Below are 19,798 nucleotides of genomic sequence, written 5' to 3'. Positions count from 1 at the left end.
ATTAAAAGCAATGCTCATATAAAAGGTGGCTAACGACAGTTGGTATATAAAAATAATAAACAACTTGGTGGACAAAACATAACATGTTCTTCAGCGAGAGTTGCTGGAGATATGGTAAAAACAGTGTACCAAGGTAGTGCCGAAAAGGGATGCTAAGAAGCGTGTTTTACATGTGGGCACTTGAAGCACGTGGAGCAAGTAGTGCAACCGACTTTTCTTGATTTATTAAGGAAGGGATGCCATGAAGTGCACTTTGCATGTGGGCACTTGAGGTGCATGGAGCAAGTAGTGCAACCGACCTTTCTTTAGACAAATTGCTGTTTAAAGAGAGGAGAGAAAATCATGAAAAGAAGAACAAAAACATCTATAGGCCGATTAATGCTGGTATTTCTTCTTAGCTTCCTGTTGATCTTTGGAAGCAGCTTAAGCGCTTTTGCAACGGTTGACGCTGTTGATGAATCAGCTCCTACTGTTGAATCATCACAAGAGTCGGAGGATCAAGCCGAAGAAACAAATGAACAAGACGAAGAACAAGATGAAGAACAAGATGAAGAACAAGACGAAGAACAAGATGAAGAACAAGATGAAGAACAAGACGAAGAACAAGATGAAGAACAAGCCGAAGAAACAAATGAACAAGACGAAGAACAAGATGAAGAACAAGATGAAGAGCGAGACGAAGAACAAGATGAAGAGCAAGACGAAGAACAAGATGAAGAGCAAGACGAAGAACAAGATGAAGAGCAAGATGAAGAGTTAGACGAAGAACAAGATGAAGAACAAGACGAAGAACAAGATGAAGAGCAAGATGAAGAGTTAGACGAAGAGCAAAATGAAGAGCTTCAGTCGGATATGATGGCAGGTGCTATGATGATTCAAGCTGCAGCTACACCTTCAGAGAATATTGAATTTTCTGTAAATACGAATATCACAAAACCTCTGTTAGTGGGTGAAAATTATAGCATCACCATCAACGTAAAGAATCAAGGCAGTGATTATGAAAGAAGAATAAAAAATCCTGTACTAAAGCTATATGTTGAGGGACAGTCTGAACCCGTCACTCGTAGCCTTAGTCAAATAGAGCTCAACAAAGGGCAAACTAAATCCATAACAATAAACAATATAAGTGTTCCTAGTAGTGGAGACAATGTACAGGTGACAGCTGAATTAACGGGGATTTTAGAATATAATGATAAGTGGCTAATCATTAATAATTGGAGAACAATTAATAGTAATTTCGAAAGAGATTCCCAATACAACTATACAGCAGTTCCTACAACCACAGTAGTTTTTCAGGTAACTGACGGAATTACATCCATCTCAGGGGCTAAAGTAACCATTAGTGGTAAAGAAATCACAACAAATTTCAGTGGTAAGGCCTCTATCAACGTGAAAAGTGATAACTATGCTTATAAAGTAACTGCTAAAGATTATATAGAGGAAACTGGAACGGTTGAGGCAGATGGAAATGAAGTGACTGTACTTGTGGAAATGATAGCGGAGGTTCTTGACACATCGGATGATTATCTGAAATTGACTCTTACAGGAATTAAGGCTGTCGATGACGATGATGACGCTTGGCAACCTCTTGCAAATGCATTGAATTTGGTTATTGGAAAAGAGTATGTGGTAAAATATAAGGTAGAAAACACCTATAAAAGTATAGGTTATGTAAAAATAGTAAACATTCTTTTAAATGTTAATGAAAATGGGACACCTATTTACTCAAAAGGCATTCGAGATTTAGACAGCCGTAGCGGTAGTGGTAGGACATCTGTGGATGAGGGACAGTATACCTTTACAGCAAGTGCAGGCGATCGAAACACCATAAATAATACCGCAGCTGGTCGAAGAAAAGTTTTATTTTGGTTAGATCAAGAATCAAAAATTTCTTTCTGGTATAGAGGAGTTCCTGCTACTTACCCAGTAAACTTTACAGTAACTGATGGAACTGATCCAATAGATGGAGCAGCAGTAACCATTAACTCAGAAACAAAAACTACAGATCAAGAGGGAAAAGTAGGTTTCAATTTGGTGAATGGAGAACATACTTACACAGTGACAAAAGCTGGATTTGAAACTATATCAGGATCTGTGGAGGTAGTTGGCGAAGCTAAAAACGAAAATATCGTCATGAGTCCAACTATACCTAGCGAAGGGACTTACAAACTGGAGATACGAAAAGATAAAGACACTGACTTATATTGGGCAAAGTTCGATGATATTAAGAAAGATTTCAAAACTGGCACCCGATACTTTGAATTTGACAAATACAATAATAGCAACACTATAAAAGGTTATACAGAACATGGAGAGTACATCCAAAGCTGGAATGCTGCTCCACTAACTGTAACCGCCAAGGCAAGCAATAGTGCAGAAACTGGAAGCATAAGTGAAATTGGTGGCAAAGTCATATTAAAGGGCTTTGAAATTACATTATTAGGCTTTGTAGATGGTATATGGACATTTGAGGTTACTGCCACAAACCAAGCGACCAAAGGGCTTAGCCATTTCGAATTTCAATATACAGGGTCAAGTGAACCACCAACAGGTACCCTTGAAGTAGAGAAGATTGTAGTGGGGACAGCAACGGGTACACTTGAATATGAGATTACCCTTGAAAAGATGAATGACATAGCCACAGCTAGTATTAGTACTATGACAGTTGAATCATCTCAAACCTATAGCATCGTAGAAGGTATAAACACATTTGATGAACTACCAGTTGGGTTATATAGACTCAAGGAAACTAAGACAGCTGGTGCTACACCTAGCTATAGTGAGTTTGCAGATGAAAATGGATATGTTATGATTCTAATCACAGATGAAGTCACAACGTCCATTACCATTACTAATACCTTTGAATCAGGTGGCGGACCAGGCGAAACGCCAGAAACCATCAACTTTGAATTCGAAAAAGTATTATTAAATGGAGCTGAAGAAGATAATGATAAAAAATTCACCATTTTCTTTACAGCAATTGAAGAGGAAAAAGAATTTAGTGTAGTAGAAAGTGCCATTTTCACGGGCCTAGAATCTAGAGAATATTGGTTTGTGGAAGAGGAAAAAGATGGTTATGAATTTGTAAGCTTTTCAATAGGAGGCCAAATACTACAGGAAGATAGCTATGGAGATATAGTCGTAGAACTAACAGAAGAAGAGGGTATTTGGAAGGCTAATTTTGCTACAACAAATGGGGAATCAGAAGTAGTAATAGAAGGAGATACTTTATTAATAACAGTAACTAATAAGAAAGTATCTGGCGGCGGTCCAGGCGGACCAGATGGAACAACAGGAAAACTAACAATAGAGAAAAGGTTATTAGATTATGATGAAACTGAGATAGAGGATGATGATACGGAGTTCACTGTTAAGATAACTGGACCAGAGTATAATCAAGATCACACATTCAGTGTCAATGAGCCTTTAGTATTAACTGGCTTAACATTAGGAACCTACACTATTGAAGAAAAAGGTACACCAGGCTATAGAACGCTATCTATAGATCCATCAGAAGGGGTAGTAGTTCTAACTGAGGGGTCACCAACCGCGACAGTAATAGTCACCAATATGAAAGAGGAAGGGACACCTAGCACACCAAAAGGAAGCCTTGGGATAGAGAAGGTAGTATCTGGAACACCAACAGGTACACCTGAGTATGAGATTACTCTTGAAAAGATGAATGACCCGGCGCCAGCTAGCATTAGTACTATGGCAGTTGAATCATCTGGAACCTATAGCATTGTACAAGGTATAAACACATTTGAAGAACTACCAGTTGGGTTATATAGACTCAAGGAAACTAAGACAGGTGGTGCTACAGCTAGCTATAGTGATTCTGTAGATGAAGATGGATATGTTATGATTCAAATCACAGAAGAAGGCACGACATCCATTACCATTACCAATACCTTTACATCAACTGGTGGAGGCAGTGGTGGAGGCACTGGCGGTGGTACTACAACTCCATCAACAACAACAATAGAGTTAGAAGAAGAAGAAATTCCATTAGATACTGTAGAAATTAAAATTGAAGAAGAAGAAATTCCACTAGGAACACTTGAAGTTGACCCAGAGAATGATGAAGAGATCGTTATTTTTGATGAAGAAGTTCCTTTAGGAGCAGCACAGCTACCTAAGACAGGTGAATCCAATCCTTTAAGCTTCTACTTATTGGGATTGCTATTTACAGTTATTGGAATCAGAATGAGAAAAGTCTTCTAAAAGACTATCTAGTCTTATAAAATAGAGGGGAGAGATACCCCTCTATTTTTTCTAATTGAGGTGATAAGCATGAAAAAACTAAGCTACCTTTTTATCGTATTGGGAATACTAATTGCTAGTTATCCTAAACTTAGTGATACATATAGCTCCTATTGGCAGGCAAGATTATTAGCAGAATTAGAAGCTGATAGTCAACAGCAGGAAGAATTAATAGAGGATAATTATAGGCAATTGAACCAAGTATTTGAAGAGGAAAGAGAAGCTTTAACTGTTGAGGACGATACTGAAATCAATACTACAAATAATCAACAGGAGAAAAAGAATACTATAGAGGCAATAGGAACCATTGAAATTGAAAAAATTAATTTACGATTACCTATTGTAGAAGGCACTAGTAATACTGCTCTTAAAAGAGGAGCAGGTCATTTAGCAGGAACAAATTCACCAGGGGAAATCGGTAACGTAGCCATTGCAGCTCATAGGGGACATACTTATGGACAATTATTCAATCGTCTAGATGAATTGGAGGTAGGAGATCGTATTCTCATCCAGACTAATAATACTAAATATCAGTACACAGTTTATGAGAAAAAAGTTGTCGAACCTGCAGATATATCGGTACTTAATCGAAATAACGCCAACAGAGTACTTACTTTAATAACCTGTGATCCTTTATACGATGCAACCCATAGGTTAATTATTCATGCAAAGATAGACTAGCGTATTGTTTTCTTGGATATATCATAAATTTAATTAAATTTTACTAAGATGATAATGAAACAATTTATAAATCATCGAACTCCATAGTATTGCCTTAATACTATAAAAATATTAAAAAAATTAGAAAAATATGGTTTGTTTTATAAAGATTATAGTTTGTTTTATAAAGATTATGGTATAATTACTATAATTAAATATGAAAAAATGAAAGTTAAAACTTTTCAACGATAATGGCAAACCGTCTGAAAGGGTGGGACGCAAAGCCACAGGATCTAAAGTAGATTTTTCTACTATGATAGCCGAGCTACCGAAGGGGAAGTTTTTGTTATCTAAAAAACCTTTAGGCACTTGAAAATTAAATATCCCAATCCATATAGAGTAACAAAATGGTGAATAAGCTTTTCACCGATAAAGGCAAACCATCCGAAAGGATGAGACGCAAAGCCATAGGGCCTAATGCTTTAAATAAAAGCAATGGCAGCCGAGCTACCGAAGGGGGAGTTTATAATGAGAAAGAGTTTATTAGTAATTCTTATCATTTTAGCTTTAACAACAAGCAATGTTTTTGGAAAAGCTATTCTTGATACTGGAAATCTAGAAAGTGGTGTCATAGGTGTTGAATATAACAATAACAGTACAAAACGAATGAAGGTAATGATTGAAAAAGATGAAAATAAATATACATATGATATGAATAATAAAAAAGAAGATTTTTCACTTCAGATGGGAAACGGTAGTTATACAATCAATCTATTAGAAAATACTGAAGGGAATAAATATAAAGTAGTTTATCAAGATACGGTAGTATTAAGCATGAAGGAAGAGAACAGTGCCTTTTTAGGTTCTGTGCAAATGATAAAATGGAATTCATCAATGAAGGCCATAAAAAAAGCAGAAGAATTAGTAAAAGATGCAAAAAGTGACGAAGAAAAGGTAGAAAAGGTTTATCAATATATTATTAATAATATAGAATATGATTATGATAAAATCAGTAGATTAACATCAGATTATTTACCACAAGTAGATAGTATTTTTGTAGATAATAAAGGAATTTGTTATGACTATGCTTCTCTATTCGCTGCGATGCTAAGAAGTGTAGGAGTCCCTACAAAGCTAGTGAAGGGTTATGCTCCTGACGTTAAAGAATATCATGCTTGGAATGAAGTCTATATAGGGAGCAAGGGACAATGGGTTACTATAGATACAACTGTAGATGCACAATACAATACAGCCAATAAAAAAGTAGATATGGTCAAAGACAGCAGTTTATATAAGAAATCAAATGAATATTAAGTAGAATGAGCAGAAACAATAGAGTTAGCTGAAATAAATAGCTAACTCTTAATTATTTGCAATTTTCACCATGGAGGAGCGCTCTTGACATACGGTCATCTTTTCGTTATAATGAGTAAGTCGAAAAAATCATATATAATTTATGCGCCCTTAGCTCAATCGGATAGAGTTGCAGACTTCGAATCTGAAGGTTGGGGGTTCGAGTCCCTCAGGGCGCGCCAGTTAAAATCCTTGTATTTACTAAGATATAGGGATTTTCTAATTTGTAATTATAGGGTCACTTCAAACCGCCCCTGCGATTAATAAAAAGGGCATTGGCTGTCAAGCGGGCAATAAAAGTTTCATGCTATCCTATTTACAAGGAGGTGATTATTATGCACGCGTGGGAACAAATACAGAAATCAATAGATTATATTGAGGTGCATATATCTGAAGAAATTAAGATTCGAACTCTCGCAAATATTGCAGCGCTTTCGCAGTTCTATTTTCAGCGGCTATTTAGGCGGTTGGTAAAAAAGCCAGTGAACGAATACATAAAGCTCCGCCGTCTTGCGAGAGCGTCCGAAGTACTATCGGATAGGAATACTCGGATTATAGACATAGCTTTGGACTTTGGATTTTCCTCGCACGAAACCTTTACCCGTGCATTTAAAGACGCATATGGAATAACGCCGGAAGAATATCGTGCCAATCCCGTCCGTCTTAACCAGATTGTGAAGCCCGAGTTGTTGCTAAACTATACGATGATTGATGAAGATGTACCATTGATTACCGACAATATAGTTTTAGAAATTACACGCAAGAAACTTGATGTAGCCGAAACCTATGTTGGTCTTTCTGGTCAAGTACCGATATCTCAGACACCGGTAGGTGAGACCACCGGTATTGACGTGCCTGGTCAGCTATGGGATTCTTTCCACAGTATGAAATCAGGTATTCCCAATCTGCTGCCAGACGGTATAGAATTAGGCGCATCAACTATGGGAAACACAGTGGACGAAATGTTTACTTATTTTGTAGGAGCAGCAGTTGAACCAAAAACACCTGCTAGTGGAGTGCTTACTACTTGGGAGTTGCCTGCCGGGGAGTATGTGGTATGTTGTTTTGAAGCGGAGAATTTTACTGAACTCACAACTTCAGCACTTGATAAAGCTATGAAATATCTCTTTGGAACATGGCTTAAGAATCACAAGTTGGCAACACAGCCTTTTTCAGCGGAGAAGTATTATAAAGCAACACCAGATGCCACTTATATGGAGATATGGGTTATTCCTATTCCGATAGAAGATGTAGAGTGTCAGTGAAAAAGTGCTTTACTCTATATTAGTCATGTTTACAATAATATTCTAGGGGTGTATGCACTGCCCAACAAAGATCACGTAAGTGGTCTTTGTTTCTTTACTTCACAGGCAATGTGAATACAATAGAAGTTCGCGTTGAGGACGAAATTGACTAATAGCATTTGTAATCACGGGGACATCCCTGAGATTATTACTGAGATTATTATGGGTTGGCGGTACAGTTAACTGCAGCAGGTTTTATTGATGAAGATAATGGATTTCCAAAATCTACCCACTTTCACCATACTTTATTATCATTTGTTCTTACTTGTAATTTGGATTTCCCAAAAACAAAAAAATTCTAAAAAACATGGGCGTTTAGCGGGATGACATTGGTAAAATTCTCCCTTTAAACGCCCGTTTTTTTAAAAAAGCATGCTGGATTATATTTCATACCTTGATAAATCTAAAAATTAAATTATTTAATATAATTATATTTTCCTGTAATTTCAATAGACACAGCCAATAATTGCTCAACGAGAGGGACATTTAATAAAAAATGGTACAAAACTTGCGTATAATTTCTACATCCTATAATTTTCAATATATTTCAACTATTAAACTTTATAATTGTTATTAATGGAGGTGAAAAAATGCGTGAAAAATATGTAGAAAAAGTCTATAAACACCTACATTCTATACCTGAAAAAGCTCTTTGTGAATTTAAAACATCTGAATTTATTGCATCAGAATTAAAAACAATGGGTTATAGTGTAAAAGAAAATTTTTTTGAAACATCAGTAATAGCAGTAAAAGATAGTGGAAATGAAGGTCCGGCTTTAGCAGTCAGGGCTGATATGGATGCCTTAGAATTTGAAATTGGTGGAAAAAAAGTAGTGAATCATGCATGTGGTCATGATACTCACTCAGCTATGGTATTAGCAACAGCAAAAGCAGTTGTAGAAAAAGGTATAAAAAGAGGTAAAATTGTTTTTGTTTTTCAGCCTGCCGAAGAGATATCTAAGGGAGCTATTGGAATTAGTAAAAGTGGGATGCTGGATGATGTAACAGAGATGGTTGGTATACATTTAAGACCAATTCAAGAAGCTTCTTTAGGAGAGGCTACTCCAGCTTTATCTCATGGAGCTTCTAAAATGATATCTGTAAAAATTAAAGGAACCATTGCCCATGGTGCTAGACCTCACTTAGGCGTTAATGCAGTAGATGCAGCAGTATTAGCCGTTAATGCAGTCAATGCAATAAGAGGGAATCCAAGTATAGCTCATTCAGTAAAAGTTACGAACATTCAGACGGAAGGTACAGCACATAATGTCATTCCAAATGTTGTGTATTTAAAACTTGATTTAAGGGCTCAAACGAATGAACTTATGGATAGCTTAACTGAAGGCGTGAAAAATGCAATTCTAACAAGTGTAAAATCAATAGGAGCAGAGGCAGAAATAACATATTGTGATGGTGTTGTGGCAGCTGAGTATGATGATAATATGATTAGTGTTGCGAAAGAAGCAATTATTGAGGTTTTAGGCAAATCGCTAGAACCTATTGTAACACCTGGAGGAGAAGATTTTCATTTCTATACTCAAATGTTAGATATTAAAACATCTTATATAGGATTAGGAGCTGACTTAAAACCGGGATTACACGATCCTGAAATGACTTTTAATTTAAAAGCCCTTGAATATGGAGAAAAGGTCTTATCTAAAATAGTTCATAAAAGACTAGGATAATATATTATTGGAGTAATTATAGGTATAAAAATTTAAAAAAGAAATATTGAACCAGGTTTAGTAAACTTAAAATGGAAAAGCATAATATTTCATAAAATAGCTTTTAATTTTTTAAAGATGTTAAAAATTTTGTTTAAATCTATCGGGAATAGATAAAGAAGATGTTAAAGCATGCTCCTGACAAATTTTAAACTGACCATTTGAAGGTTATATTGGTAAAATTAAAACCCTAGGAGGACTTCATCCTTTACGGGAGGTATCATTGTTTCGGCAAAACATTGTACCACAGAGGGTTTGGAGTCCTCAATTTTCATTGAAGTTTACAAAACCAATGATATAAGAAGGAGGAGGATGTTATGACAAACAATACAATGATAAAGAAGAAAAAATTTAAAGTACCCAATGCTTATTCCTTAATTATGATATTTATTATTGTTGCTGCGATAATGACATATATTTTACCCGCAGGAGAATATAGTACCTACCAGGATGAAGTAACGGGGAGAAATTTAGTAGATCCAACATCATTTCAATTTGTTGATAGAAATCCAGTTGGAGTAGGTGATTTTTTACTTGCAATTCCTAATGGCATGACAAATGCAGCAGCTATGATTTTTCTTGTTTTTCTAATAGGAGGATTTTTTCAAGTTATCAATGATACTGGGGCAATAGATGCCGCAATTAATATTTTAGTTAATAAATTGCAAGATAAAGCATTTTTAGTCATTCCAATTATTATGGCGCTTATGTCGGTATTAGGTGCATTAGGGATAATTGTAAATGCTGTAATTGCTTTTATTCCTATAGGAATAGCATTAGCGAAAAAACTTAAACTAGATCCAATTATGGGCATGGCAATTATGTATATAGGTGCTTTTACAGGAACTACAACAACTCCAATGGGCTATTATAACACATTATTAGCACAGAATATTGCAGGATTGACGCCATTATCAGGTTTTGGATTCAGAGCAATAGTTTGGGCAATTGTTTTTATAGTTTCTGTTTTATATACATTGCGTTATGCTAAAAAGGTTAAAAGTGATATAAATAATAGCGTTTTAGACGAGATTGAATGGATTGGGAAATCTGAAACAGCTGCAGATGTTACTGATTTTAATTTTAAACACGCAATAGTTTTAACAGTTCTAGCGGCAGGATTTACAATTTATTCATATGGTTCCTTTAAACTAGGTTGGGGTACGAATCACTTAAGTGCTACAATGCTGGCTGTGGCGTTAATTAGTGGAATTATAACAAGAATGCATCCTGATGATATGTCTAAATCCTTTATAGCAGGATGTAAGAATATGGTCTATGGAGCATTGGTAATAGGTTTTGCCAATTCAATAATAATAGTGCTTACAGAGGGTAAAATAATTCACACGGTAATTCATTTTATGTCTATGCCATTAGCGAATGTTACACCAATGATTTCAGCTGTTTTAATGTTCTACGTAAACTCAATATTTAATTTCTTTGTCCCGTCGGGATCAGGACAAGCTATGATTGTTATGCCTTTATTAGCACCAATGGCTGATGTTGTTAATGTTTCTAGACAAGTGGCAGTTTCAGCTTTTCTATATGGTGATGGCTTCTCAAATACAATAATACCTACTTCAGGGGTTCTAATGGGAGCACTCGGCGTGGCGAAAATACCATACGAAAAATGGTTGAAGTTTATGTTGCCATTATTAGCTTCCTGGGTATTGATAGGAACTATTGCAATTATCTTTTCTGTATTAATAGGTTGGGCATAATAGAATAGGAAGTTTTGTCTATACCAAAAGACCTAAACATTGGCAATTTAATGTTTAGGTCTTTTTTAAAAATTTTTTTCTTTAAATTCTGCGTCATTAAAGAAGATGGAGTTGTGAATTTTTTATAAAATAAACTTGTATGAATCACCATATTATACGGTATAATCATAAAAATGAAAAGTATGCTCCTTTCATTTAGTATGCTTTCTTTTCTTTGGCATGAAACAATATTATAAAAGACATATTTTTTTACTATTTCTAATCGAATTCCACCATAGAGATTTCATTCTTCTTTTAATTAGAAGCATATTTGGAGGCTTGATATTAATGCTAGAGCCTTGATAAAATAATAATAATTAAACTAGGTATCTCTTTCTATTAATGGAGTTAGTATAAAAGGATGGACATAAATAGAATATAGTAATATAATATAACTCAAAATATTATTAAAATTTAAAATATTACATAAGGGAGGAGGCATAATGAAGAAATTAGCTTTTATTGCTTTTAAAAAAAATACAAAAGAGGTATACCTCAATAAATTAAATGATTTTTTTTATGATTATAGAAATCATTTTGAACTAGAAGGCTATAGCATAGAAGAGGGAATAAAGCATAATATAGAAGCTGATCTAGTACTACTAACCTCTGTAATATTTACAGATTTTGTAAATAAGTACTTATTACCAAAATCTGAAATTATTTATATGAATAGGACTTATCAAAAAAATAGTATAGATAAATTAAACAATCTTGAAAAAGGTATTTCTGCAATGCTTGTATGTAATGATAAAGCCTCTTCCTTAGAAAATATTTCTTTATTATATAATAAAATTGGAATTAAACATATCGACTTTGTTCCAGTCTATCCAGATATGAAGGAGATTCCTGATCTTGAATATGCCATAACACCAGGACAAACTCAATATGTTCCATCAAATGTAGAGCATGTTATAGATATTGGATGGAGGGTTATTGATTCATCTGTTTTATTTAATTTAGCCACAAAGTTAGGTATATTGAATAAGGATATTAGAGAAAAATTATTGTTTTATCAAGAATCCATTGTACCATTAGATCATGGCTTACTTTATACTTACGAAAATTACAATCTGGTTTTAGAAGATATAAAAGAAGGTGTTATTTTTACAGATAATGTGTTAACAATTAAATATTACAATTCTGTAGTAGAAAAGTTACTAAATATTAATAAAAATAAGTATAGAAACAAAAGTATTATTGATACCATCATACCAAAGAAATTTCAAGAAGTATTCAGAAGAGAAGATATAATAAAAAATTATCTAATTAAGAACTTAAAATTCAACAAGATTCTTGAAATATCTAAAAAACCAGTTATTATAAATAATGATATTCATGGATATTTTTTTGTTATCAAAGAAAAAAACGAAGCCCATACTAGGAGAAATACATTTGTTAATCAATCAATATATAAAGGACATATTGCAAAATATACTTTTGAAGATATTTTAGGTATTAGTGATAAAATTCTTGATTGTAAGGATAGAGCAAAGAAAATTGCAGAGATTGATAAAACAGTTTTATTACAAGGGGAGAGTGGTACGGGAAAAGAGCTATTTGCACAATCAATTCATAATGCTTCTCCTAGAAGAGACAATTTATTTGTAGCTATAAACTGTGCTAATTTGGCTCATGAATTGCTAGAAAGTGAATTATTTGGATATGAAGAAGGGGCATTTACGGGAGCCAAAAAAAGTGGAAAAATAGGTTTGATTGAATTATCAAATAAAGGAACTCTTTTTCTTGATGAAATCGGCGAATTACCATTGGGAATTCAGGCAAAGCTTTTAAGGGTATTACAGGAAAGGGAGGTTATGCGGATTGGAGGAACAGATATCATATCTGTTGATGTTAGGATAATTGCTGCAACCAATAAGGATTTAAAAAAGTTTACAGAGACAAAAGAATTTAGAGAAGATTTATATTATAGACTTAATGTGTTTTCATTGAAAATACTCCCGTTGAGAGAAAGAAAAGAAGATATAGTATATTTGATTAAAAATATTATGAAAGAGTTAGGGTTTGAAAATAAAAAACTGAATAATGAACTTTTAGAAATTTTAATCAACTATTCATGGCGAGGCAATATTAGAGAATTAAAAAATTGTTTAGAGTATATGGCTTGTATAGGAAATCAGAGTCTGACCGTAAAAGATTTACCTTCTTATCTACTCTCAGATATTAATAACACTCATAATAATAATGATGATGATAAAGGGGTTCATGAAAAAGTATTTCCAGAATTATTATTAGATGAAAACGAATTGGCATTATATATATTAAAATTTCTTGACAGTAGGCCCGCAGGAAGAAGAATAATTTATAAGGAAGCTGAAAAATCAGGTTTCAAAATTTCTCAGTATTGCGTAAGGAAAATAATGGATTACTTGTATAACAACGAATATATTATATATAGTAAAGAAAAGAAAGGTGCCATATTAACAGACAAAGGTAAAAAAACTACTAAAAATCACGAGCGTTTTAAGGGATAATATATTAAACAAATGCCCTTTGAACGCTTTTTTTAAAAAAAGCACTCCCATTTACAATAATATTCTAGGGGTGTATGCGCCATCCAATAAAGATCACATAAGTGGTCTTTGTTTCTTTTCAAAATGAAATGCCCCTTTCTGTTCATTATGAATACATTTGTTTTCTGACATATGATTAACCCAAAAAAGCGCAAGAATAATTAAAAGTCATATTAAATGTTTTGTTATAATTTTTCATGGAAGGAGGGGAGTAGGCTTGCAGAAAATCAAAATCATTACATTAGCAATCAATTTCATTGAAGATCATCTTACTGAAAAAATTGATTTAGATGAAGTTGCTCAAGCTGTTCATTATTCAAAGTATCATCTACACCGAATGTTCAATAACACGGTTGGAATAACAATTCACCATTATGTTCAGCGACGGCAACTTACTGAAGCCGCAAAGCTACTTGTTTTTTCAAACAAGTCCATACTTGATATTGCATTATTGGCTGGATACGAAAGCCAGCAGGCTTTCACTAACATTTTCAAAGCTATGTATAAGAAATCACCACATCAATTTAGAGAAAGCGAGGAGTATTATCCATTGCAACTAGAATTTGTATTTGATGAAAAATTCGGTCTGCTGGATGAAAACAAACCAGCAACCACAAGAGAAATAACATTTGCTACCGAGGAAGATATATCGAGTTGGATGGATTTGGTTCGACTTGTGATAGACGGATTTCCCTATCTTAATGAGAAGGAGCACACTAAGGTGCTCAAGCAGAATATCGCAGAACGCCGCGCCTTGATCATGAAAGAAGGCGACATAGCAATTGGGATTATGATGATTTGCTATACTACAGGTAGCATTGATTTTCTCGGGGTTCATCCCCTATACCGCAAGCAGGGAATTGCCAGAGAATTTTTGGATAAAGCTATCAGCGAGCTGCTGAAGAATAAAAACATTACCATAACTACTTTCCGGGAAGGTGATAAAGCTGATATCGGCCATCGGAGAGCTTTGAAAGAGCTCGGATTTGCAGAAGCAGAGCTACTAACCGAGTTTGGCTATCCGACACAAAAAATGGTATTACCTAAACAGTTACAGGAGAGTGCAAACGATGAATAAGGTACAGCCAATGCGCAGGCATACGAAAGCCAGCATGCCTGCTAATACAGATCAACAAGGAAAAAGTATGGGAACAGTTGATAACTTCCCCGACGAGATAGACCATCTTGAAACCATCAAGGTTAAGCTCTGCGACGCTCTACGGGATTCTGATGAAGCTGTAGAACGCTATGATAAAGAATACATGGACTCGAAGCGATACCTCGCAGATTACCGCCATGAAATAGATCCTCGAGAAATTTTTCAAAATGAACTCGCTATCAAACAAATTGAAAGCTGGGAGATTTTTGCGGTACAAATGCGAGACAAGATCGCAAAGCTGATGGATTCCCCTTATTTTGCGCGAATCGACTTCCGGACGGATTGTAACGAAGAACCATCTATTTATTATATTGGCAGATTTGCTTTTGCCGAGGATTCAAGGATTTTTATTTTTGATTGGCGGGCGCCTATATCCAGCATGTTCTATGATTGTGAATTGGGAAAAACCAATTACGAAGCGCCGGTTGGTAGAATCGAAGGGCAATTAACCCGAAAACGTCAGTTTAAAATCAAACAAGGCCAAATAGAATATGTACTGGAAAGCTCGATCAATATCCAAGATAATGTGCTACAGCGGGAATTAAGCCATACATCCGATGAAAAAATGAAGACTATCATCGCTACCATCCAAAAAGAGCAAAATCAAATCATCCGAAACGAGAAAGCTGATATTATTGTTATTCAGGGTGTAGCGGGTTCCGGTAAAACTTCCATTGCCCTGCACCGAATCGCATATCTGCTCTATCGATATAAAGACAGGTTATCAGCCAACAATGTGGTGATCATTTCTCCTAACAAGGTATTTGCCGACTATATTTCAAACGTATTGCCAGAATTGGGTGAAGAACCGATCTATGAAATGAGCTTTACTGATATTGCAGAAATACAACTCGATGGCATTGTTAAATTTGAACCTGCCAGAGATCCAGTTGAAACGGAAGACTTGGAGTGGGCGGAAAGAGTACGCTTTAAATCCACGCTTGAATTTGTGGAAAAAATGGACGAGTATTTGGAATATGCTGCTACTGAATATTTCGAGCCAACTGACTACATTTCTGGCAGATTTAAGGCCGCTAAGGAATGGATTTCGGAGCGCTACAATGCCTATAAGAAGTATCCAATCAAAAAGCGGTTGAATGAAGTGTCGGCTGATATTCTTGACCGCTTTGAAACCGAGAATATCAGGGAAGAAGAGTTGCCGAAGCAAAGAGGGATATACAGACAACTCAAATCCATGCTTAGAAAGAAAAACACAATGGCATTGTATAAGGACTTTTATCAGTGGTTGAACATGCCAAAGAAATTGGTGCTTCCAGCTAAGAATACATTGGAATGGGCAGATGTCTATCCCTTCATGTATTTCCATGCTACCTTAGAAGGCCTGAAAGAGAACAAACTGATCCGTCATCTTGTCATCGACGAAATGCAAGACTATACGCCTGCTCAATACGCTGTGATAAATAAGCTATTTTTATGCAAAAAAACAATATTGGGTGATTTTGGTCAGACCATTAACCCCTATCATCTGCATTCTCTTGATGATTTTCGGAAGCTGTATGATAGCGTGCAAATTGTGGAATTGAACAAAAGCTATCGCTCAACTTTTGAAATCATCACTTTTGCAAAGAAAATCTTAAATGTTGCAGCTCTGGAACCCATTGAGCGACATGGAAAAGAGCCGGAAGTGATACCCTGTTGCGATTCCCAGGAAGAAATTAAGCAAATTAAGGAAATGATTGACGCTTTTCGGGAGAACGAATACGTTACTTTAGGTATTATTCTTAAAACCTCTAAACAGGCCAGTACTCTGTGTCAGGCTTTATGTGCCGAGTATGATGTGAATCTTCTCACACCCGACAGTGTAGCTTTTGCAAACGGTGTAACTGTCACACCAATCCAAATGTCAAAGGGTCTGGAATTTGATGAGGTTATTATCCCATCAGTCAACAGCGAGACTTATCACACCGATTATGACCGAAACCTACTTTATATTGCATGTACAAGAGCAATGCACCAATTGTCACTTACCTATAGTGGGACGCCTACAAAATTAATTCAGGAACTACCCTAATGTACAAAAAAACGAAAGAGTTAGGAAGCAAGAGGGACGAATCCTTTTTCTTTATAAATAATATGATTGTTATGATTATTGTATTTCTAAAGGGGTACTGGTTCCAAAATAAATTTATAAAACCCCAATATATCTAGGCGATAAAAGAGAAAATTATTGGAAGAAACCAAGTTAAGCTATAGACAGATCATCAGGCTTTTAGAAATAAGCAACAATAGAGTTCATAAGGTAAATTTAGAAAAATAGAAGTGTGTAGCTTAGGAAAGAAAGAAAAGCAAAAGGAACCATCCCTGGTGCTTTCAAATATTGAAGAACTAGTTAAAGATGAATTAACGGAACAAGGTATTTTTGCGGTGTATGCAGTGACTGATGCTTTACATACATCCCCCTGGCCCCTCCTTCACAAATTTGCCGTATAATATTATTCACAAGGGATCCTCTTTGGTATTTTGTTGAGCTTGGCGACAAATATTTTACCAAAACGAGTGGTCTCTTGCTATTTTTTATCCTAATACAATTTTGCGCTAAGGTAAAGAATATGGTTCCAAGTCAACTAAACTATTCGTTTAATAGCCATGGGTTAAGATGACAAACGAAAATGTTTCCATGTCCCCACCCATGTCCAGATTAATTTTCAAATAACATGACATACCCTTGTCAGGTATTTACGATATAATATAAATATTCAAAAAATAAAGATATAGGTGAAGAAAATGAAAACTATTATGCAGGATGATTGAGAGTAGAAAAGCATGATTCATAATATTTGAGAGATAGTAGTATAAATGCTACAATGATAGCGGAAAGTTCATAGAATTACATTGCCGCCAAGGGGCTACCATCTTAAAGCACTATTATTATTGACCGCTCAACGACATTATGGATCCATTTACACTATAGATAAACAGGATTTTAGCATAAAAATTTATCCGAATTGTAGCCAGAAGGCATATAGAAAGCGTCGTGGGGATTGAGGGGCACAATAAAGTCCTGCTTTTAAAATAAACCCCTGCTTTTTTAAAAGTTCTGACCTGTTAAATTTGAAAGAATAAGGGTCGTTAATATTTATATTTTAAAGGGAATCCTTTCGTAAATTGTTACTTGGTAATTATTAAAGTGTGATACAATGATTTATAATTACATTAAGGGCACTATTAGAATAGAAATTTGCGACTTTTTGCCAAATATAAAAAAATCTTTAGAGAGTGACCTTCATGAAGGGTAGTGATATATTGTATAAAATTATGGTTATAGAAGATAATGAAAAACTTAAGGATAAGCTGAAAAAGCTCCTTGTTCAATATGGGTATTCTGTTATTGACCCGCCTTTGGATAAACATATCATAAACCATTTTAAAGAGTCAATGCCGCATCTTGTCCTGCTCGATATAAACCTGCCTTGTTTCGACGGCTTTCATTTTTGCAGGGAAATAAGAAAAATTTCAAACGTTCCCATTATTTTTGTTACAAGCCGCAGCAGCAGTATGGACGAAGTAATGGGAATGACAGTAGGTGGGGATGATTTCATTACGAAACCATATAACCCGGAGGTACTGCTTGCCAGAATAGGTGCAGTACTCAGACGGAGCTACTCGGCTACCTCTGATATTATAGAGCATAACGGACTTGCTTTAAACCTTGCAAATTATACGACTGTATACGAAGGAAATTCTATAGATTTATCAAAAAACGAATACAAGATTTTATATTATTTGATGAAGAATAGAGGGAAGCTTATTTCACGGGATGATCTAATGAAACAGCTCTGGAATGATGATGTTTTTTTAGATGACAATACTCTTACAGTTAATATAAACAGGCTCAGAAGGAAGTTGAAGGATATTGGACTAAGTAACTATATCCTTACAAAGCATGGACAGGGGTATATTATAACATGAGGTTAAAAGATTTTTTGTATGGAAGAAAAGGTATTATACTATTACATATCATCGGCATGTTTGCACTATACTTCTATCTAAGAATATTTGACATACCGCAGCTTGCTGTTTTATTTATAGTGTTTGCATGGATAATTGTATTTTTATGCTATCTTACGGTGATATTTTTTAACCGCCGCAGATACTACGTCAAGCTGGAAGAATTTATTGAGAATTCCACAGACCTGAATACACTGACAAATAGTCTTAAGTCCCCGGAAAACACTGATATGAAAATGTTTTATGAATATATACAGAGGCTGAATGAAGATGTCCGGGGAAAAATTACGGAAATAAAAAATAAGCAAAGCAGCTATCAAGAGTACATAGAATCATGGATACATGATGTAAAGACACCTATTGCATCCATAAAATTAATCATTGAAACCGATTTAAAAAGAATTTGCCATGATGAGCTTTTGGAAGAGGTAAATAAAATTGATCACCTTGTCGATCAGACCCTTTACTTTGCACGAAGTGAAAATGTTGAAAAAGATTACTTTATCAAGGAAATCCCTGTGATGAAATGTGTCAAAGCCGCTATTGAAGGCAATACTGCACTTATTGCTCGAAAAGGTATAACGCTGGATGTAAAAAACAGCGGTGAAACAGTATTCTCTGACGAGAAATGGCTTGGCTTCATACTAAACCAGATACTCATCAATGCAATCAAATACTCAAAAAATATTGAACCCTGTATAAAAATTTGGGTTGATAAAAAAAGTGATTCTGTTGTTTTAAACATTGAGGATAATGGAATAGGTATACCGAAGCAGGATATTGGCAGGATTTTTAATAAAGGCTTTACCGGAGAATTGGGGCGTAAATATGAAAAATCTACAGGGATGGGTCTTTATCTTGTAAAAGAACTTTGCTGTAAGCTGGGTCACGGAGTTTATGTCCAGTCATCGGAAAGAGAATTTACAAGGGTGTCGATTGTTTTTCCAAAAAGTAATTTTGTTCACTTTTAACAGGATGAACTTAAGATGCCTATTTTGTATTCAAATATGACAATAATGTTAGTTTTCTGTTATAAAAATCGATGGAAATATATAAACCGATAAAATAAAAT

Annotated in this window: 11 protein-coding genes, 1 tRNA gene, 1 pseudogene and 4 riboswitches; all 13 genes and pseudogenes read left to right on the top strand. The window is 35.0% G+C overall.

The features are described 5' to 3' along the window. Positions 1-138: 138 nt before the first annotated feature. A riboswitch (cyclic di-GMP riboswitch) is annotated at positions 139-222 on the top strand. 3 nt (positions 223-225) lie between these two features. Next, positions 226-309: riboswitch (cyclic di-GMP riboswitch) on the top strand. A 33-nt stretch (positions 310-342) separates the two neighbouring features. The 13 genes and pseudogenes from CHB72_RS16235 (at position 343) to CHB72_RS16180 (ending at position 19,697) form a co-directional block, all read left to right on the top strand. Continuing rightward, complete coding sequence (locus CHB72_RS16235; protein ID WP_089283932.1) at positions 343-4,224, top strand: carboxypeptidase-like regulatory domain-containing protein; 3,882 nt, start codon at positions 343-345, stop codon at positions 4,222-4,224. Between the two features lie 69 nt (positions 4,225-4,293). After that, a complete protein-coding gene (locus tag CHB72_RS16230; protein ID WP_089283931.1) occupies positions 4,294-4,944 on the top strand; it encodes a class D sortase in 651 nt (216 codons plus the stop codon). Positions 4,945-5,166: 222 nt separating this feature from the next. Further along, a riboswitch (cyclic di-GMP riboswitch) is annotated at positions 5,167-5,256 on the top strand. A 91-nt stretch (positions 5,257-5,347) separates the two neighbouring features. After that, a riboswitch (cyclic di-GMP riboswitch) is annotated at positions 5,348-5,438 on the top strand. A 13-nt stretch (positions 5,439-5,451) separates the two neighbouring features. Then, entirely contained in the window at positions 5,452-6,237 is a 786-nt protein-coding gene (locus CHB72_RS16225) for a transglutaminase-like domain-containing protein (protein WP_089283930.1), read from the top strand. 144 nt (positions 6,238-6,381) lie between these two features. Then, positions 6,382-6,458: transfer RNA gene (locus tag CHB72_RS16220), tRNA-Arg, on the top strand. 153 nt (positions 6,459-6,611) lie between these two features. Beyond that, a pseudogene (locus CHB72_RS27995) lies at positions 6,612-6,914 on the top strand (helix-turn-helix transcriptional regulator); the annotation flags it as partial. Positions 6,915-6,965: 51 nt separating this feature from the next. Beyond that, on the top strand, positions 6,966-7,541 hold the full coding sequence (locus CHB72_RS27990) for a GyrI-like domain-containing protein (RefSeq protein ID WP_330397065.1): 576 nt from the start codon (positions 6,966-6,968) through the stop codon (positions 7,539-7,541). Between the two features lie 629 nt (positions 7,542-8,170). After that, the gene (locus CHB72_RS16210; protein ID WP_089283928.1) at positions 8,171-9,265 is read left to right on the top strand and encodes an amidohydrolase; all 1,095 of its coding nucleotides are present in this window, start codon (positions 8,171-8,173) and stop codon (positions 9,263-9,265) included. A 356-nt stretch (positions 9,266-9,621) separates the two neighbouring features. Beyond that, the gene (locus tag CHB72_RS16205) at positions 9,622-11,025 is read left to right on the top strand and encodes a YfcC family protein (protein WP_089283927.1); all 1,404 of its coding nucleotides are present in this window, start codon (positions 9,622-9,624) and stop codon (positions 11,023-11,025) included. Positions 11,026-11,507: 482 nt separating this feature from the next. After that, positions 11,508-13,559 (top strand): sigma-54 interaction domain-containing protein, encoded by a 2,052-nt coding sequence (locus CHB72_RS16200; RefSeq protein WP_089283926.1) that lies wholly within the window; start codon positions 11,508-11,510, stop codon positions 13,557-13,559. A gap of 256 nt (positions 13,560-13,815) precedes the next feature. Further along, positions 13,816-14,676: a GNAT family N-acetyltransferase gene (locus CHB72_RS16195; protein ID WP_089283925.1), complete on the top strand. Its 861-nt coding sequence runs from the start codon at positions 13,816-13,818 to the stop codon at positions 14,674-14,676. After that, positions 14,669-16,789, top strand: a complete 2,121-nt coding sequence (locus tag CHB72_RS16190) for a HelD family protein (protein WP_330397063.1) — start codon at positions 14,669-14,671, stop codon at positions 16,787-16,789. The genes CHB72_RS16195 and CHB72_RS16190 overlap by 8 nt, the downstream gene beginning before the upstream one ends. A gap of 1,214 nt (positions 16,790-18,003) precedes the next feature. Beyond that, positions 18,004-18,687, top strand: coding sequence for a response regulator transcription factor (locus CHB72_RS16185; RefSeq protein ID WP_330397062.1), 684 nt, complete (start codon positions 18,004-18,006; stop codon positions 18,685-18,687). Next, the gene (locus CHB72_RS16180; protein WP_089283924.1) at positions 18,684-19,697 is read left to right on the top strand and encodes a sensor histidine kinase; all 1,014 of its coding nucleotides are present in this window, start codon (positions 18,684-18,686) and stop codon (positions 19,695-19,697) included. Before CHB72_RS16185 ends, CHB72_RS16180 begins: the two co-directional genes overlap by 4 nt. Positions 19,698-19,798: the final 101 nt, after the last annotated feature.

Source organism: Anaerovirgula multivorans, assembly GCF_900188145.1.
Classification (GTDB): Bacteria; Bacillota; Clostridia; order Peptostreptococcales; family Natronincolaceae; genus Anaerovirgula; species Anaerovirgula multivorans.
The sequence above is the reverse complement of the archived record's forward strand: the minus strand, read 5'-3'. Positions and strand labels throughout refer to the sequence as shown.

Coding starts and splice junctions, on each gene's coding strand:
- CHB72_RS16200 (WP_089283926.1), top strand. CDS start 11,508: ATGAAGAAATTAGCTTTTATTGCTTTTAAAAAAAATACAAAAGAGGTA.
- CHB72_RS16210 (WP_089283928.1), top strand. CDS start 8,171: ATGCGTGAAAAATATGTAGAAAAAGTCTATAAACACCTACATTCTATA.
- CHB72_RS16230 (WP_089283931.1), top strand. CDS start 4,294: ATGAAAAAACTAAGCTACCTTTTTATCGTATTGGGAATACTAATTGCT.
- CHB72_RS16225 (WP_089283930.1), top strand. CDS start 5,452: ATGAGAAAGAGTTTATTAGTAATTCTTATCATTTTAGCTTTAACAACA.
- CHB72_RS16185 (WP_330397062.1), top strand. CDS start 18,004: ATGAAGGGTAGTGATATATTGTATAAAATTATGGTTATAGAAGATAAT.
- CHB72_RS16190 (WP_330397063.1), top strand. CDS start 14,669: ATGAATAAGGTACAGCCAATGCGCAGGCATACGAAAGCCAGCATGCCT.
- CHB72_RS16205 (WP_089283927.1), top strand. CDS start 9,622: ATGACAAACAATACAATGATAAAGAAGAAAAAATTTAAAGTACCCAAT.
- CHB72_RS16180 (WP_089283924.1), top strand. CDS start 18,684: ATGAGGTTAAAAGATTTTTTGTATGGAAGAAAAGGTATTATACTATTA.
- CHB72_RS16235 (WP_089283932.1), top strand. CDS start 343: ATGAAAAGAAGAACAAAAACATCTATAGGCCGATTAATGCTGGTATTT.